This is a genomic window from Gordonia effusa NBRC 100432, assembly GCF_000241305.1.
GTDB classification, from domain to species: Bacteria; Actinomycetota; Actinomycetes; order Mycobacteriales; family Mycobacteriaceae; genus Gordonia; species Gordonia effusa.
The window spans coordinates 30,556-46,433 of record NZ_BAEH01000019.1; the positions used below are offsets into that span (position 1 = coordinate 30,556).

Here is a 15,878-nt window from a genome sequence, read left to right on the forward strand (position 1 = left end):
CGATATCCGTGGGACGGCTCCACAACTATGGGAAGAGCACGACGCGCCTCAGCCCAGTTCAGTAAATCCGCCGTCGGGCGTTAGTGCCCACCCCACCCGGACGTCGGTCGATTCTTCGGGAAGTTCGTCCACTAGCTCGTTGTCGTAAACGACAGCGACCAATTCGGCATCGACACCGCTGAGACTGCGGTCGTAGTAGCCAGCGCCGCGGCCGAGTCGCACGCCGCGCCGGTCGACGCCGAGTGCGGGCACAAAGACCACGTCGACGGTATCGAGTACACCGGTACCCAGAGGCGCGCCTGCTGGCTCGAGTAGACCGAAGCGCCGTGTCTCCAGCGAGTCTTGGCCGTCGTAGGTAATCCAATCGAGCGCGGTTGGCTCGCCGTCGGGGACGACCGGCACGAGTACTCGGACGTCGCGGTCGGCGAGCGCATCGAGGAAGCTCAACGACCCGGGCTCGGTCCCGACGGGAATGTAGGCCGCGACGGTCACGTCGTATTCCAGCCGAAATGGCGCGGAGTAGACCCATTCGGACAGGTTTGCGGCCGCCTGTTCGCGCGCGAACATCGACATTGCCTCGCGCTGCGCCGACAATTCCGCACGTCGCTGCTCTTTGGCTGCGTTCCCAGTCACTTCGCACCCTCTCGCCCGGAGGTTCAAAGCCATCGGCATTAGGCTGACGGCTATGGCACGCACCGAGAGTACCGACCTGGACGACGACAAGCCGACCGCCCCGCCGATTCCACGGACCGCCGTCGTCCCCGCCGCGGGTTTGGGCACCCGGTTCCTGCCCGCAACCAAGACGGTTCCCAAGGAATTGTTGCCTGTCGTCGATACGCCTGGCATCGAGTTGGTTGCCGAAGAAGCCAAGGCGGCGGGTGCTGAACGACTCTTGATCGTCACCTCGCCGGGCAAAGATGGCGTGGTCGCGCATTTCGTCGAGGATCTAGTCCTGGAAAGCACTCTCGCCAAACGCGGCAAGCAGGCGATGTTGGCCAAGGTGCGCAATGCGCCGTCGTTGCTCGAGGTGGCGTCGGTCGTCCAGGACAAGCCGCTCGGGTTGGGGCATGCGGTTGGTTGTGTGGAGCAGTATTTGAGCGACGACGAAGACGCGATCGCGGTCCTGCTGCCCGACGACCTCGTGCTTCCCGGCGGCGTTTTAGAAGTAATGGCCCGCACGCGTCAACGTCGGGGCGGATCGGTGTTGTGCGCGATCGAGGTTCCCGACGATCAGATCAGCGCCTACGGAGTCTTCGACGTCGAGCAGTTGCCCGACGCGAAGAATCCCAATGTGATGCGATTGCGCGGCATGGTGGAGAAGCCCAAACGCGAAGACGCACCGTCGAATTTCGCGGCGGCCGGCCGATATATCTTGGACCGCAAGATCTTTGACGCTTTGCGTCGCATCAAGCCCGGTGCCGGTGGCGAATTGCAGTTGACCGATGCCATCGCCCTACTTATCGAAGAGGGTGAGCCGGTGCACGTGGTGGTCCATCGCGGCACGCGGCACGACTTGGGCAACCCTGGTGGATACCTCAAGGCCGCAGTCGATTTCGCGCTCGACCGCGATGATTACGGTCCTGAACTGCGCGCCTGGCTCACGCAGCGGCTCGGTGTGAATTAGGCCCTTCCGGCGTCTTGCTCGACACCTGTTCGTACGAAGCACGTGGTCAACACGGTGTGCCTCCCTGAGTTGGGAGCTTGTGACGTATAACGTTTCACGCTGAAGAGGACTGGCCACACGTGTACTGGCCGCGGACCGCAACGAGGAGGCGAAATGCGTTCTGTCGAGGATCATCTGGCGTTGATCACGTCGGCCGCGGTGATGCCTCGGCCGGTTAAGGTGGCGATCTCCGAAGCTCAGGGTCTGCTCTGTGCCGAAGAAGTTGTCACTGAGCGGCCGCTACCGGGATTCGATCAGGCTGCCGTTGATGGCTATGCGGTCCGCGCGGTTGACGTCGTCGAGGCAGGACAGCCCGCCCCCGACGACCTCGACGTCGGCGATACCGACGTCGACATCGATGCGGCCGGCGAGCCGATGATGGTGAAACTGCCCGTCGTCGGCGAGGTGGAACCTGGATCGCGGACGCCGACACGACTGCAGCCCCGGCAGGCCGTCCGCGTTGAGACGGGTGCACCCCTACCAACGCTCGCCGACGCCGTGGTCCCGTTGCGTTGGACCGACGCCGGTGTGCAGACGGTCAGGATAGGTCAGTCGGTGGATTCGGGTGCGTACGTCCGTCGAGTTGGCGACGACGTGCAGCCGGGCGATGTGGCAGTCCGCGAGGGCATGATCATCGGGCCGGCGCAGGTCGGCTTGCTGGCCGCCGTGGGCACGTCGCGGGTGCTGGTTCATCCGCGTCCTCGACTGTCGGTGATCGCGATCGGTAACGAACTCGTCGACATCGACCGGGTACCCGGCCCCGGCCAGGTGTACGACGTCAACAGCTACGCGCTCGCCGCTGCCGCTCGCGATGCGGGTGCTGACGTGAATCGTGTTGGTATTGCTGAGCGGGAGCTATCGCGACTACGCGAAGTGGTTGAGGCCCAAATGATTCGCTCGGAGATCGTCGTGTTGTGCGGCGCGGTCGGAGGTGCGGCGTCGCGAGCCGTCGCCGACGCGTTAGGTGAGCTCGGTGATCTGGAAATCGTCCGTGTCGCAATGCATCCCGGCTCGGTACAGGGTTTTGGGCGTCTCGGCCGCGACGATGTGCCGACTTTCTTGCTGCCGGCGAATCCGGTAAGCGCGCTGGTCTGTTTCGAGGTGATGGTACGTCCGCTGATCCGGATCGCGCTCGGCAAACGACAACCCATGCGCCGGGTGATCAAGGCGCGGACCATCGGTCCGATCCTGTCGGTCGAAGGGCGTACCGGATATCTGCGCGGTCAGTTGATGCGCGATGAACGAACCGGCGATTACCTCGTGCAAGTTATTGGTGGCTCACCCAGCGGAACGTCGCATCTGCTGGCCGAACTTGCCGAAGCGAACTGTTTGATCGTGGTTGACTCGGACACCGAGGAGCTGCGGACCGGCGACGAAGTTGACGTTATGTTCCTCGCCCAGCGAGGCTAAGGTTCCGTGCATAAGCGAACGACACATTATTCCGCTCGTGTACCAAAGTCTTCGACCCGGCGACTAGACTAGCCGGGTGTTCTCGTGGTCTAAATCGCACGTACACCCGGGGTGGCCGGCCACTCTGGGACCGCTGCGCGTCGCTGGTGGACTGGTCACCGTGCGTCCGGTGAAACTCCGTGATGCCGCCCGATGGAGTGATCTTCGGCTGCGCAATCAGAACGCGCTGTTGCCGTGGGAGCCGACGGCTCCGGGGTCGTGGGCGCAACGTCACCAGCGCAGCAATTGGGGACCGCTGTTCTCGGTGTTGAGGTCGGAGGCCAAGCGGGGAACGCTGCTGCCGTTGGTTATCGAGGTCGACGGAGAATACGTCGGCCAACTGACCATCGGCAATGTCCAGCGCGGCGCTGTGCGCAGCGCATGGATCGGATACTGGATCGATTCGGAGCACTACGGAAACGGAATCGCCACTGCCGCAGTCGCTCTCGGGGTCGATCACGCATTCGGTCCGGTCGGATTGCATCGGTTGGAGGCGACCGTACAGCCGTCGAATAGTGCCTCGCAGGCGGTGCTCACCAAGATCGGTTTCCGCCGGGAAGGTTTGCTCGAGCGCTATATGGACGTGAATTCGCGCTGGCGCGACCATATTCTGTTCGCGCTGACCGCTGATGAGTTGATGGGCGGTGCCACTGAGAGCCTGGTCCGCCTCGGGCGGGCAAACTACATCTGATCGGTGGTTATGGTGGCAGCATGACTGAATTCCTCGTTCGCGGGACCGCATCGCAAATCTATCCGGCTGAATGTGTCTCGGTGCCGTTGACCGCCGAGTTCCAGGAGTCGAAAAGTGTTGTCGCACATGAGAAAGCGGTAAGTCTACAGAGCGAGATCATCTCTGCCGTCCGTGAGCTCGAAGCCAGCGGCTCGGTGCGCAAGTGGAGTTCGGACCGCGTGCGCAGTCGCAGCTATCGTCCGACCGACCACGACGGGAGACTGCAGCCGCCGGTATACCGTACGTCGATCTCGGTGTCGGTCGAGTTCACCGATTTCGACGCACTCGCACCGTTTATGGATGCGTGGGGAGCTCGCGAAGGTGTACAGATCGACGAATTGCAGTGGGCGGTACTACGTGAGAACCGAGAGAGGTATCACGCCGATGTTCGCGCCGATGCGGTGCGCAACGCAATCGCCAAAGCGCAGTCGTACGCCGACGCAGTCGATGCGGGCACCGTTCGAGCGTTGATCCTGGCAGATCCGGGCATGCTATCCCCGGGAGCTCCGACCGGTGGTCCGGTGACGCGGTCAGCGATGTTCGCCGCTCCGGCCGGGCCGGCATTGGAGATCCGATCGGGCGGGGTGGAGATCAGTGTGAGTGTGGATGCGCAGTTCGTTGCGGGGGAGTGATTTAGAGGTCATCGGTCAGATAGCGCTGCAGTGTAGGTCCGACCTTCTGCGCGACTTCATCGAGCGGCATCGACGCGATCGGTTCCAACTGGACGATGTAGCGAGTCACGATCAGTCCCAACATCTGCGTGGCCAATAGCGAGGTGCGGACCGCCGCATTGTCGTCGAGACGATCGGCGATATTCGTCAGAATGATCTCGCTGAGAAATGATCGGATGATGCCGGCGTCGGGTGCGGCAAGAGTGGTCTTCAGCAAAGCAACACCGGCACTGCGTAATTCGCCGTCCCACACTCCGAGCACTACTCGAATCAGCTGTACCCCAAGATGTTTCACGTCGACCGAATTCAACTCGGCGAGAATTTCCACCGGGTCGACCGGTATCGCCACTGCCTCAAGAAAGAGTTTGTGTTTGGTGCCGAAATAGTGGTGAACAAGTGCGGCGTCAACTCCGGCCGCGCTCGCGATCGCGCGGACCGAGGTCTTGTCGAACCCGTCGCGAGCGAAGAGTTCGCGGGCGCTGGTAAGGATCGCGCCCCGGGTGTCGGGATCGCCGGGGCGTCGGCCGCTGCGTCGGGTTGTCATCGTTTCCTCACCGTATCGCTTGACTCACGGCGTGCGGCGGCGCAGTGTGGCTGCCGCCAGCGCGAGCGCGACAACGATACACGCCGCGACGATGGCGATGTCGCGCCACATGATCGCGGTCGGTGACTGATTGCCCGCGACCTCCTGGAGGGCCTGTACCGCGTAGGTCAGGGGCATCACCCGTGAGAGCGCTTCCATCCATCCGGGCAATTGATCGCGGGGCACGAATAGCCCGCACAGAAACAGTTGCGGGATTACGACTATGGGCAAAAACTGCACGGCTTGAAACTCGGTCTGGGCGAATGCGCTGCACAGCAGACCGAGTCCGACACCGAGCATGGCATCGAGCATCGCGATCACGAAGACCCACACCACCGATCCCTGGGTCTGTAGTCCGAGCAGCCAGAAGGAGACGCCTGATGCCAGAGCTGCCTGCACCGCGGCGACCACGCAGAAGGCGATCCCGTAGCCGCCAAGGAGGTCGAGCCGACTGATCGGGGTTGTCAGCAGCCGCTCCAACGTTCCGGACCGACGTTCACGGAGCATGGCGATCGAGGTGATCAGGAACATCGTGACGAACGGCAGGATGCCCAACATGATGATTCCGATGGCGTCGAATTCGGTTGTGCCGCCGGGCAATGTGGGTTGTTCGGAGAACATGAAATAGAGCAGGGTCATCAACAACAATGGGATGACCATGATCAGTGCGATGGTGCGCGGGTCGGCTCGAAGTTGTCGTAAGACGCGGATTGCTGTGGCGCCCAGCAATTTCGGATGGATCGGCCGGGCACCGGATGCCGAGATGGTGATGCTGGTCATGCCGCGGACTCCTCGATGAGTGTGAGAAACGCGTCCTCAAGGTTGGATTGCCCAGTGCGTGAACGTAGTTCGATCGGTGTTAGTTGGGAAACCAGCCGTCCATCGCGCATCAGGATCAGGTTGTCGCAATGTGCCGCTTCGTCCATGACGTGGCTGGAGACCAACAGCGTGACCCCGGATTCGGCGAGGCCGGCGAAGCGTGCCCACAGATCGGCGCGCAAGACCGGATCGAGTCCGACGGTCGGCTCGTCGAGGATCAGCAGCGTCGGTGACGTGACTAGAGCGCAGGCGATCGAGACTCGATTGACTTGTCCGCCCGAGAGATCCGACGTTGGGTGTGGGGCGTAACTCGTGAGGTCGACGGCCGCCAGTGCTTCGTCGATTTTGTCTTCTGCGTCGAACAGTGTCGCGAAGTACCGCACGTTTTGTTCGACGGTGAGGTCGGTGTAGACCGAAGCGGACTGGGTCACGTAGCCGACGTGGCGGCGCAACGTCGCAGAGCCGGCCGGGTGACCGAGTACCTCGATCACACCTTCGACATTGCGTTGGGTGCCGACGATTGAACGCATCAGGGTGGTCTTTCCGCAACCGGATGGGCCGAGGAGGCCGGTGATGGAACCTTGCGGGATGGTCACCGACAGGTCGTCTACCGCGGTAATCGGGCCGCGGCGCACAGTGACGTGTTCGCAGGCAATGGCGGGCGGTGGGTTCATCGGGATGACCTCAATTCATCGAGTGTTGAATTCATCTGTTGATGAATTTACTCTCGCTGGTCGGCATAGGTCAACGGATTCTTGGCAAGTGCTGAGAAACTGCACCCACTACGGCGCGCCGCCACCGGCGCGAACCGTCGGCGCCTTACATTGTGTGGTGGATTCTTGTGACTCGGGTTAACCAATGTGAGAGGAGAGTCGAATGCCGAACTCGGTGTTGTGGGTAGGGCTGGTGGCCATCTGGCTCTTCGTCTTGGTCCCGATGCTCATCAAAGGACGTCCGGAGATCGCGAAGACTACCCAAGCCGTCCGGGAGACGCGCTTGCTGCATCGTGGAGGAGGGGCGCGGACGAAGTCGCGCAGCCGCGTCGCATCCGGTGCACACCCCCATGACGCTTCGTATAAGCGAACCGTGAAAGCCGCGATGTCGGCGAAGGCCGCAGCCGCCGCCAAGGCGGATGCTGATTCGAAGGTCGACGAAACAGACGAAGATTCGGTCGACGCGGTCGCTTATGAAGAAAAGACCGTCGAGATGAAGAAGGTCAGCCCGGTTACCGTCGATGCCGAGCTGGTCGATGACGATACTTCCGATGACGTTGTCGCCGAGGATGATTCGATCGTCGACGCCGAGTATGACGACGGCGCCGAGGATGTCACCGAAGTGATTGACGTCGTCGATGACGAATCCGAGGACTTCGACGAGGATGCTGAGTACGAAGACGAAGATGCTGAGTACGACGAGGATGCCGAATACGACGACGACCTCGACGAGGATGCCGAGTATGACGACGCCGACGTAGACGCTGAGTACGACGACTATGACGACGATCTGGAAACCGTTGCCTCGCAGGATCGTAGCGACGCCGAGCCTGAGCAAGAGAAGACCGCGCGTCCGCGTGGTCGAGGTGGATATAACCCGGAACTAGACCAGACTCGCGGTGATATCCGGTATCGCGAACGTCAGCGCGTGTTGATCGGACTATTGGCGCTGACCCTGCTCGCAGTGGGATCGGGTGTGCTGTTCGGCCAAATCGGTTGGATCGCAACTGGTGTCGCGGCGGTAGTGCTGGTTGCCTACCTCACCTACCTGCGTCGAGCGGTGCGCACCGAGGCGCAGATTCGTAAGCAGCGGACCGCACGCTTGGAGAAGTCGCGTCGTGAAGCCGATGAGCGTCGACGTCGTGAAATCGTCGAACCCGAACTCGCGCAGCGCATCCCGGCTCGACTGCGTCGCCCCGGTGCGGTTGTCTTGGAGATCGATGACGAAGATGTCGTTTTCGAGCACCTCCCGCCGTTCCAGCGTCGCCGGGTGATGCGCGAGGACGAAGACTTCCGCCGCGTCGGATAGCGAAAGCTTCTTTACGAGAACATGCCCCACCCGATGTCGGGTGGGGCATGTTCGTGTCTGGGGGAGTTCGTCTAGTTCGCGGCCGGCGAGATCGAGTCGGGGTGATCGACTATCCAGCGTCGGCCCAAGGAGGCCGCGCGACTCAGCGCCAGTCGCTCACCGAGGTAGGAGAACGGTCCGCCGATGATCGGGATGAGGCGAAGTGCCTCAAAGGGTTTCGCGGGTCCAGGGCGTCGGTCCAATTCTCCGGAGAGGCTGCGCAAGGTTTGGGCTACGTTCCACACCGTCGCGATAAGCGAGCGCCCGCTCGCTGGTAGCGCCGACGTCGTAGTGCCGGCGCGATGAGCATCGACGTCGCGACCGCACAGCACCGAAGCCAGCAGCTCGACTTGGTACTTCGGCTCGGTCACCTCATATTCGCGCGCGATCGCTACGAGCACGATCGCCTGGTTCGCGAACCCCAGCAATGAGGTCACCGGCAGGTAGCGCGCCCAGAATCCGAACACGCTCGGGAAGGCGACGCCGACCGTATTCAGTGCGCCGATGCGCGTGACCCACCATTCGGCTCGGGCTTTCATCGACAGCTCAGACCAGCCGGCGGTTCCCGGCCAGTCCGCGAAATCCAGTGGTGTGGAGGCGAGATGGATCGCCTGGTGAGTGCGAGGGCCGTCGGGCCACGGGTGATAGGTGTGCTTCTTGAGGCCGAGCACGTCACGGTCGGCGAGTAGGTCGAGGACGGGATTGATCGCGGTGACGGCTTTGTCGAGGATGGCGACGACCTGGTCGTCGGAGAGTTCGGCCACGCTATCCACGGTAGGCGACCGGTGATTGTGCCGCCGCTCGGGACGGCTGATAAAGTGGCTGAGGCTGGTCTGCAGAGGCCACCAGGGGCTATGGCGCAGTTGGTAGCGCGACTCGTTCGCATCGAGTAGGTCGGGAGTTCGATTCTCCCTAGCTCCACCAAACGACCGATGGTTGTTTACCCCAACCCACCCGCATCACCCCGCCTTCACCCGCGCGCGATGCCTCCGCACCGCCGCGCGGTTGGCGCAGCGCACCGAGCAATAGTGCTGACGACCGTTGCGAGTGACGTCCGCGACGACGTTCGTGCAGGGATCGCCTGGAACGTCGCCCGCAGCACATCGCCGGAGCCGGTGCATTCCGCGAGTCGAGAGGTGTAGCGCGGTCCCGACGCTGATGACAGCGAACAGCACATCGGGCAACGACACCGCATCGTCGTCGCGGTAATGCAGATGCCAGCCTTCATCGTCGTGGTCGGTTAGTCGTGGATATGCAGAGGTAGATGCCATGTGCGCGTTGAGAATTCGCGCCCGCTCCTGCGGCGTGGCCGCATCCACAACACTGAGCCAGTCGTCAATGACGCGTCGCACGCGTTGATAGTCGCCGGGCTCTTCGGGAAAGTCGACGGTCATGCCGAGCTCACGAGCGCGGTCGACAATTCCGTCTCGATCGCTCGGCCAGTCATTGGCCAGTGACGCCGCCAGCAGCACCGCGTATTCGCCGTAAGGGTTGAGATGCATAACGGCATTACAGCACAGTAGAGGGATGACCCACACAAAAAGCGCCACAACCTGCACGGAGTCCACCGCCGTCCATGAACATGGTTGGTACACCCAGTCGCGACACGCCACCTCGGAAGGTGTTGTGCTGTACGTCCGGTGCGGATCCTGCGGTACCCAGCGAGTGGATCTGCAGCGCCCCGACGACCTGCTTCCGGCCGCGATCAGCGGCGAAATCTAATTGGTAGAAGCCGCGATGCCGAAACGCTATCCGGTAGGCACCGAAGCCATCGTTCTCGAACTATCAAGTGCGAGAAGAGTTTCAATCCGCCAGCGCCTCGCCTGATCGCTCAGGCCTGTCCGCAAGCTTGAGCCACACGACGCCACCGATAATGACAGCGAGCCATAAACCCTTTGTTGGCGTGAGGATTTCGTCGAAGAACACCGGGCCGAGCGCGGCAGCGCCCACCGCGCCGATTCCCGCCCAGACGGCGTAGCCGATCCCGACGTCGACGGTCTTCAGCGCGATGCTGAGGAAGAGCAGGGTGAATAGGAAGAAGACGACGGCGATCGCCGACCAGACTGGGTTGGTAAATCCTCGGCTGCCGTTGACGCTGAGGGCGTAACCGATCTCGAAGCCGCCGGCTATCAGTAGCGCGATCCAGCCTGCGCTCTTACTCTCGGTCATGAGTTTCGTATTCATGCTTTCTCCTTTGGAAATCGTTCTGGCAGAAGGGGTTTAGACGGTGCCGGCCAAATTGAGGCCTATTACGCCGACGATGACGATCGCGATTCCGAGAAGCTTTCTCCACGTCAGCTTTTGGCCGAAGAAGACGAGGCCGACGGTGACGATCCCGACGCCGGCAAGAGAGGTCCACAGCGCGTACCCCACGCCGACGTCGAAGGTGAGCAGCGCCAGACTCAGAAAGAATGTGGCGATAGCCCCGCTGATAAGGGTGGCGGTGGTCCACCACGGATGTCGAAAACCATTTGCCTTGCCGGCCGAGATGCCGACCGTGACCTCGAATACAACGGCGATTCCCAAGTAGAGCCAACTCATAATGAACTCCTGTCAGTCTGTCTCGGTCGGGACGACCGAACATCAATATGTGTGTACATGCACCTATATGATCGAAGCGAAAGAGGTGTGACTTCGCGGCCACGCTTTCAGGGGTGGAGGAGGGTGGTTACCTGCGACAGCGCGGTGGCGATGATTCCGGCGTCGATCTGCGGGAAGTGCTTGCCGGGATCCGTCAGCAATTCGCGGACGCGGGCGTCATAGGGGTCTCGAACTTCACGCAATAGCGCCTCGCCGGCATCGTCGATAACGGCGTAAACGCCGCGCCCGTCGTCTTCGCACACGTCACGTCGGGCAAGCGACTTGGACTCCAGTCGGCTGACCAAGCGGGTCGTCGACGTCGAGGTCAGTCCGACGCGTTGCGCCAGTTCTGCGATCCGCAACTCCTTGTCGGCTTCCCGGCTAAGTGACGCCAGAGCGCGATAGTCGGTCAGTCCGATCCGGTAGTTCTCGGAGAGCCACCTATCCAGGTTCGCATCCACCGCCGCCGCGAAAGCCGCGGTCATCGACCACGCCGCACTTGAGTTGCCTCGCGCGAGCTCGTCGGAATCAATGTGTGTGCGCATGCACCTAAATGTAGCAGGAGGGCCAACACGTAGGCAGGTCGTCACCCAACCGTTTCGAGTTCACCTGCTATGGAGCGCCGGAAGCGTCGTACAAGCCACACATCCAATGCCCACAACACCAACGCCACCCCCGCAACCCCGGCCCCGATCCACGGAACAACTGGATAGTCATACCCCGCCGCCAACGCCATGCCGCCCAGCCATGGGCCGACGGTGATCCCGACATTGAATGCTGAAACGTTCCCCGACACAGCAAGCGTCGGAGCGTCAGGTGCGATTGCGGCGAAGCGTGAGTTCAACGCCGGGTTGGTGCCGAAGCCGAGTAGCCCAAGGGCGAAGATCAATGCGATCGCCGCGCCAGCGTGCTGGGCGGCAAGAGCAAGGGCCGCTGACGTCACCAGCAATCCCGCGAACCCAACACCGAGTATCGCGCGCGGGAAGCGGTCGGCCGTCTGTCCGCCAATCGTGATGCCGATCAACGCTCCCAGGCCGTAGCCGAATAGGACCGCCGGCACCCAAGCCGGATCGAGGCCCGTCGTCGTTATCAACATCGCGGCTAAATAGGAGAACGTGCCGATCAACGCCGTCGTCGCCGCCGCGGTCATCGCGTATGACAGCCATAGCCTCGGCGGCCGAAGTCCGCGAAGCTCGGCGCGGATGCTTGGCGGCTTGTCGGTGCGCAACGCTGGTACTGCGATGGCGACTGCAACTGCCGCGACGGTAGACAGCACCGCAACGGCCCAAAATGCTCCACGCCAGCCAAGATGCTGGCCGATCCAGGTACCTGCGGGCAGTCCGATCACGGTCGCGACAGTGAGCCCGCCCGCGACGATGCTCATCGCCTGCCCCCGACGTTCCGGGCCGGCCAGCGTCATTGCGATACTTCCGCCGACTGCCCAAAACCCAGCGTAGGCAAATGCGCTGACGAAGCGCATCGCGAATAGCAGCACATAGCTATCGGTCAGCGCGCTGACAACGTGGCCGGCAATGAACACAACTAAAAACACGAGCAGCGCCAGGCGTCGGGGCCATCGCAGGGTGATGATCGCGAGCACGGGCGCACCCACCAGCATGCCGAGGGCGAAGGCGCTGATCAGCCAACCTGCTTGGGGGATACTCACTCCGAGGTCGGTAGCGAGTTCGGGCAGCAGACCGGCGAGCATGAGTTCGCTTGTGCCCTGGGCGAATATCCCAAATCCGATGATCCAGATGGCGCGCGGCATCAGAGCAGCGACCCTCCGCTTGCGTCGATCCACTGGCCGGTGATCCATCGCGCGTCGTCGGACGCGAGAAATGCGACGATATCGGCGATGTCGTCGGGCTGGGCAACTCGCCCCAGTGGTGAGCGCGACGCAATCGCTTGTCGCCCTTCGTCGGTCGCGAGCCGGGCGGCGTTCATGTCGGTAGCCGTTGCTCCCGGGCCGACGGCATTGACCGTAATCTTGCGTGCGCCAAGGTATTTCGCCAATCCGCTGGTGAACGCGTCGATGGCAGCTTTGGACATCACATAGGGCAACAGGTCGGGGTTGTGCAGGCCATGCGTGAACGACGTCGACACGTTCACGATCCGCCCGCCGTCACGCAGCCGCGACAACCCTTCCTGGACAGTGAAGAATGGCGCTGCGGTGTTGATCGCGAAAACCTTTTCGTAACTTGCCTTTTCGACGTCGGGAAATGGCGTACGGCCGCCGAGGATGCCGGCGTTGTTCACCACGATGTCGACGCCGTCCGCGTTAGCGTCGAAGGCCGACCATAGGGTCCCTGCGTCATCGGGTGTGCCTAGTTGCGCACCGATCGCGAAGGCCACTCCGCCACGACCCTCGATCTCCTCGACGACCTGGTGTGAGGCTTCTGCATTCGCGCCGTAGTGCACTGCTATCTTTGCGCCGTCGGCCGCGAGACGCAACGCAATCGCGCGACCAATCCCACGCGCGGCCCCGGTGACCAGCGCGGTCTTTCCAGTCAATGTCGACATCTCGATACCTCATTATGTAGCGGTCGCTAGATTATTGGGAAATCGTAGCAGATTGTGTAGCGGACGATATAAAATAGCGGCATGGCATCTACCTCGACCCGCGGTCGGCCCCGCGCTTTTGACCGCGACGTGGCGCTCGATCGCGCGATCCGGTTGTTCTGGCACAAGGGATATGAGGCGACGTCAGTCCGTGATCTCAGTGACGAGCTCGGCATCGGCCAGCCGAGTTTGTACAACGCCTTCGGTGGCAAGCGCGCTCTGTTTGACGAGGCAGTTGGCGTATACGACAGTGAATACGGCGGTTTCATCGACGCCGCGCTGAGCGAGGAGGCTACTGCGGTGGCGGCGATGCGCCGCATCCTCTCCGAGGCGCCCGGGAGGTACACGCGCCGGGGACTGCCGCGCGGATGTCTGGTCGCATGTGGCGATGCGGGGACCGACGATCCCGAGGTTCGCGCGTCGCTGGCAAAGATGCGTGACCGCAATATGATTCGGCTGCGGCGCAAATGTGACGAGGATGTCGCCGCGGGACGGCTCCGGGCCGACACCGATTCGACGGGGCTGGCAGGTTATGTGATGGTCGTGCTCAACGGCTTAGCGCAGCGTGCCCGCGACGGCGCGACGCGACGCGAACTCGAGGGAATCGCTCGCGTAGCGGCGAGTGCGATCCCGCCGTCGTAGCCCGCCGCTGCCATCGCCCCGCCCCCGGCCCATCCGCAAACCCGACCCCAGCGGACATACCCAACCCAAATTGGCGTCGGGTATGTCCGCTAGGGTCGGGTTTGCGAGAAGAGTCGGGTTTGCGAGTTGGTGGGGGACAAGGGGCAGCAGTGGTCTACGCCGCTCCGAACCACCGGCCCAACGTCGTGTCGAGTTCCGTCTGGTCGTCGCCAACCCAGGCGACGTGGCCATCGGGACGCAAAAGTATTGCGGCAGAATCAAGTTCGGTGCTGGAGTCGACGACGTGATCGACGCGATCACCCCACGACCCGGTAGACAGCTGGCCGCTTTGATCGAGCAACAGTCCACGTCCAGAACGCATCAGGCCGTAGAGGCTGCCCCGCGTCAACTCAACGTCTCGTAGTCGCCTCCCGACGAGATCGGGACCGTCGCCGAAGTCGTAGCGGACCGAGATCGCGGTGATCTTTTCGATGAGGTAGCGCGCGACGTCGTCGAAATCCATTAGCTCGGAGAACAGACGTCGGACCGCGAGCGATCCGGCATCGGTAGACATCAAAACCGCCTGTGCGCGTGTGTTATTGAGCACGTCCGCGGCCACCGGTCGCCGTTCGGACTCGTATGTATCGAGCAGATCCGCTGGCGCCCAACCGCCGATCGCGGCGGCGAGCTTCCAGCCGAGATTGAAGGCGTCTTGGACGCCGAGATTGAGACCCTGACCGCCCATCGGCGGATGGATATGAGCGGCATCTCCAGCCAGGAATACCTGTCCACGCCGGTAGTGCTCGGCAAGGCGAGTTGCATTGCCAAAGCGCGACATCCAGCGCGGCGAGTGCACACCGAAATCGGTGCCCGCGACCGCTCGAAGCTGCTGCTTGATGTCGTCGAGGGTGGGTGGTGTACGGCCGTCGGAGATGTCGGCGGCGGGCACGACCAGTCGATGGGTGCCCGTTCCGGATGGTCCAATCCCGAATAGCTTTTGGGTCTCGCGGATTTCGGCGACCTTGGCGGCTAACTCTTCGGCTGGCATGGTCACCTCGACCTCGGCGATCAGCGAATCCGCAGTCGATGGTTCGCCCGGAAAATCGACGTCGAGCAGTTTGCGCACGGTGCTGCGCCCACCGTCGCAGCCCACCAAATATCGGCCGGAAACCTTTGTACCGTCCGACAGTTCGACGCTCACATCGTCGGTGCCCTGTTCGATCGCCACAACACGCTGTCCACGGCGCAGGTCGGCTCCGACGGCAACGGCATGCTCGGCGAGAATCCGGTCGATGGTCGGCTGCGGAATGCCGAGCACATATCCGTGCGAAGTGTCCAGATTGGGTGGTTGAGGTCTGGAGATACCAGCAAAGAATCCGTTGAGCGGGTACTTCTTACCCTCCGCGAGAAATGCTTCCAGCAGGCCGCGTTGCTCCATGATCTCGATCGTCCGGACATGGATGCCGAGCGCGCGCACGAAAGGAGTCGGCTCTTCGTTCTGCTCCAGCACTACGACGTCGATTCCTCGAAGTCTCAGCTCTCCAGCCAGCATCGAACCCGTCGGTCCGGCACCGACGACGATCACATCACTCATCAAACCCCTCCTGAATTCGGTTGCAGCCAGACGAGTTTGCACCATCACCGGGGCCTTGCGGCAAGCCCCGGGTCACGCGATATGGTGAAAGTGGCGGGAGATACCGCTGAAAACCGCACCTGATCGAAGCGCGAAGGGCAATCTGCCCTCGGCGGCACAGTTTCGTGCGGTTTCCGGGAGGCTCCGACCTTTACATCACCCGATGTAAAGGTTATTCAAAGACTCAACTACAGTCACTGGCCATGACCACACGTCAGCTCATTCCCGTTTACGTTCTCGGCGGCAACCGCATACCCTTCGCCCGGTCCAATGGCGCCTACCTCGATGAGACCAATCAGTCGATGCTGACCGCGACGTTGACTGGCTTGGTGGAACGCTTCGAATTGCAGGGTGCGCATCTCGGCGAGGTTGCCGGCGGTGCCGTCGTCAAACTCGCGCGCGATCACAGTCTCACCCGCGAAGCGCTCCTCGATACCGAACTGTCGCGAGCTACGCCGACGGTCGACATGCAACAGCAATGCGCTACCGGCGGTCAGACCGTCGTGCAT

At 62.4% G+C, this 15,878-nt stretch carries 20 protein-coding genes and 1 tRNA gene; 9 read left to right on the forward strand and 12 right to left on the reverse strand.

Annotated features, from left to right (window positions below; translation table 11 throughout):
- Positions 1-48: 48 nt before the first annotated feature.
- Entirely contained in the window at positions 49-666 is a 618-nt protein-coding gene (locus GOEFS_RS03300) for a 5-formyltetrahydrofolate cyclo-ligase (protein WP_050949763.1), read from the reverse strand.
- Between the two features lie 19 nt (positions 667-685).
- Between GOEFS_RS03300 and GOEFS_RS03305 the strand changes: the two genes are divergently transcribed.
- The 4 genes from GOEFS_RS03305 to GOEFS_RS03320 all read left to right on the forward strand — a co-directional run bounded on the left by GOEFS_RS03305 (position 686) and on the right by GOEFS_RS03320 (position 4,474).
- Positions 686-1,624: a UTP--glucose-1-phosphate uridylyltransferase gene (locus GOEFS_RS03305; protein ID WP_007316457.1), complete on the forward strand. Its 939-nt coding sequence runs from the start codon at positions 686-688 to the stop codon at positions 1,622-1,624.
- 153 nt (positions 1,625-1,777) lie between these two features.
- Positions 1,778-3,073 carry a molybdotransferase-like divisome protein Glp gene (gene glp / locus GOEFS_RS03310; protein WP_007316458.1) on the forward strand — a complete coding sequence of 432 codons (1,296 nt, stop codon included), beginning with the start codon at positions 1,778-1,780 and terminating at the stop codon, positions 3,071-3,073.
- Positions 3,074-3,149: 76 nt separating this feature from the next.
- Positions 3,150-3,803 (forward strand): GNAT family N-acetyltransferase, encoded by a 654-nt coding sequence (locus GOEFS_RS03315; RefSeq protein WP_007316459.1) that lies wholly within the window; start codon positions 3,150-3,152, stop codon positions 3,801-3,803.
- A 20-nt stretch (positions 3,804-3,823) separates the two neighbouring features.
- Positions 3,824-4,474, forward strand: a complete 651-nt coding sequence (locus tag GOEFS_RS03320; RefSeq protein WP_007316460.1) for an SIMPL domain-containing protein — start codon at positions 3,824-3,826, stop codon at positions 4,472-4,474.
- Position 4,475: 1 nt separating this feature from the next.
- Here GOEFS_RS03320 and GOEFS_RS03325 read toward each other — a convergent pair whose 3' ends face one another.
- Genes GOEFS_RS03325 through GOEFS_RS03335 form a run of 3 tightly spaced genes read right to left on the reverse strand, consistent with a single transcriptional unit; the run spans position 4,476 to position 6,589 of the window.
- On the reverse strand, positions 4,476-5,057 hold the full coding sequence (locus tag GOEFS_RS03325) for a TetR/AcrR family transcriptional regulator (RefSeq protein WP_007316461.1): 582 nt from the start codon (positions 5,055-5,057) through the stop codon (positions 4,476-4,478).
- A 24-nt stretch (positions 5,058-5,081) separates the two neighbouring features.
- A complete protein-coding gene (locus tag GOEFS_RS03330) occupies positions 5,082-5,876 on the reverse strand; it encodes an ABC transporter permease (protein ID WP_007316462.1) in 795 nt (264 codons plus the stop codon).
- The gene (locus tag GOEFS_RS03335) at positions 5,873-6,589 is read right to left on the reverse strand and encodes an ABC transporter ATP-binding protein (RefSeq protein ID WP_007316463.1); all 717 of its coding nucleotides are present in this window, start codon (positions 6,587-6,589) and stop codon (positions 5,873-5,875) included. The genes GOEFS_RS03330 and GOEFS_RS03335 overlap by 4 nt, the downstream gene beginning before the upstream one ends.
- A gap of 202 nt (positions 6,590-6,791) precedes the next feature.
- Between GOEFS_RS03335 and sepX the strand changes: the two genes are divergently transcribed.
- Positions 6,792-7,937: a divisome protein SepX/GlpR gene (gene sepX, locus GOEFS_RS03340; RefSeq protein ID WP_007316464.1), complete on the forward strand. Its 1,146-nt coding sequence runs from the start codon at positions 6,792-6,794 to the stop codon at positions 7,935-7,937.
- A 71-nt stretch (positions 7,938-8,008) separates the two neighbouring features.
- Here the strand turns inward: sepX and GOEFS_RS03345 are convergent, their stop codons facing one another.
- Positions 8,009-8,740, reverse strand: coding sequence for a hypothetical protein (locus GOEFS_RS03345; RefSeq protein ID WP_007316465.1), 732 nt, complete (start codon positions 8,738-8,740; stop codon positions 8,009-8,011).
- A gap of 84 nt (positions 8,741-8,824) precedes the next feature.
- On the opposite strand from GOEFS_RS03345, the gene GOEFS_RS03350 reads away from it, so the two are divergent.
- A tRNA-Ala gene (locus GOEFS_RS03350) sits at positions 8,825-8,900 on the forward strand.
- 35 nt (positions 8,901-8,935) lie between these two features.
- On the opposite strand, the gene GOEFS_RS03355 is transcribed toward GOEFS_RS03350, so the two are convergent.
- Positions 8,936-9,478 carry a CGNR zinc finger domain-containing protein gene (locus tag GOEFS_RS03355; protein ID WP_040524402.1) on the reverse strand — a complete coding sequence of 181 codons (543 nt, stop codon included), beginning with the start codon at positions 9,476-9,478 and terminating at the stop codon, positions 8,936-8,938.
- A gap of 25 nt (positions 9,479-9,503) precedes the next feature.
- On the opposite strand from GOEFS_RS03355, the gene GOEFS_RS03360 reads away from it, so the two are divergent.
- Complete coding sequence (locus tag GOEFS_RS03360; protein WP_040524404.1) at positions 9,504-9,698, forward strand: hypothetical protein; 195 nt, start codon at positions 9,504-9,506, stop codon at positions 9,696-9,698.
- Between the two features lie 81 nt (positions 9,699-9,779).
- On the opposite strand, the gene GOEFS_RS03365 is transcribed toward GOEFS_RS03360, so the two are convergent.
- From GOEFS_RS03365 to GOEFS_RS03385, 5 genes are all read right to left on the reverse strand, one after another.
- Complete coding sequence (locus GOEFS_RS03365; protein WP_007316467.1) at positions 9,780-10,160, reverse strand: DMT family transporter; 381 nt, start codon at positions 10,158-10,160, stop codon at positions 9,780-9,782.
- A 36-nt stretch (positions 10,161-10,196) separates the two neighbouring features.
- Entirely contained in the window at positions 10,197-10,517 is a 321-nt protein-coding gene (locus GOEFS_RS03370) for a DMT family transporter (RefSeq protein WP_007316468.1), read from the reverse strand.
- Positions 10,518-10,624: 107 nt separating this feature from the next.
- Positions 10,625-11,101 (reverse strand): MarR family winged helix-turn-helix transcriptional regulator, encoded by a 477-nt coding sequence (locus tag GOEFS_RS03375; RefSeq protein ID WP_007316469.1) that lies wholly within the window; start codon positions 11,099-11,101, stop codon positions 10,625-10,627.
- A gap of 41 nt (positions 11,102-11,142) precedes the next feature.
- On the reverse strand, positions 11,143-12,324 hold the full coding sequence (locus GOEFS_RS03380; protein WP_007316470.1) for a Cmx/CmrA family chloramphenicol efflux MFS transporter: 1,182 nt from the start codon (positions 12,322-12,324) through the stop codon (positions 11,143-11,145).
- Entirely contained in the window at positions 12,324-13,076 is a 753-nt protein-coding gene (locus GOEFS_RS03385; protein ID WP_007316471.1) for an SDR family oxidoreductase, read from the reverse strand. Before GOEFS_RS03385 ends, GOEFS_RS03380 begins: the two co-directional genes overlap by 1 nt.
- A gap of 81 nt (positions 13,077-13,157) precedes the next feature.
- Here GOEFS_RS03385 and GOEFS_RS03390 point away from each other — a divergent pair, with 81 nt between their 5' ends.
- Positions 13,158-13,757, forward strand: coding sequence for a TetR/AcrR family transcriptional regulator (locus GOEFS_RS03390; RefSeq protein ID WP_040524406.1), 600 nt, complete (start codon positions 13,158-13,160; stop codon positions 13,755-13,757).
- 154 nt (positions 13,758-13,911) lie between these two features.
- Here the strand turns inward: GOEFS_RS03390 and rox are convergent, their stop codons facing one another.
- Positions 13,912-15,330, reverse strand: coding sequence for a rifampin monooxygenase (gene rox, locus GOEFS_RS03395; protein ID WP_007316473.1), 1,419 nt, complete (start codon positions 15,328-15,330; stop codon positions 13,912-13,914).
- A gap of 242 nt (positions 15,331-15,572) precedes the next feature.
- Between rox and GOEFS_RS22745 the strand changes: the two genes are divergently transcribed.
- The coding region (locus GOEFS_RS22745; RefSeq protein ID WP_007316474.1) for a thiolase family protein at positions 15,573-15,878 on the forward strand (306 nt) is incomplete at its 3' end.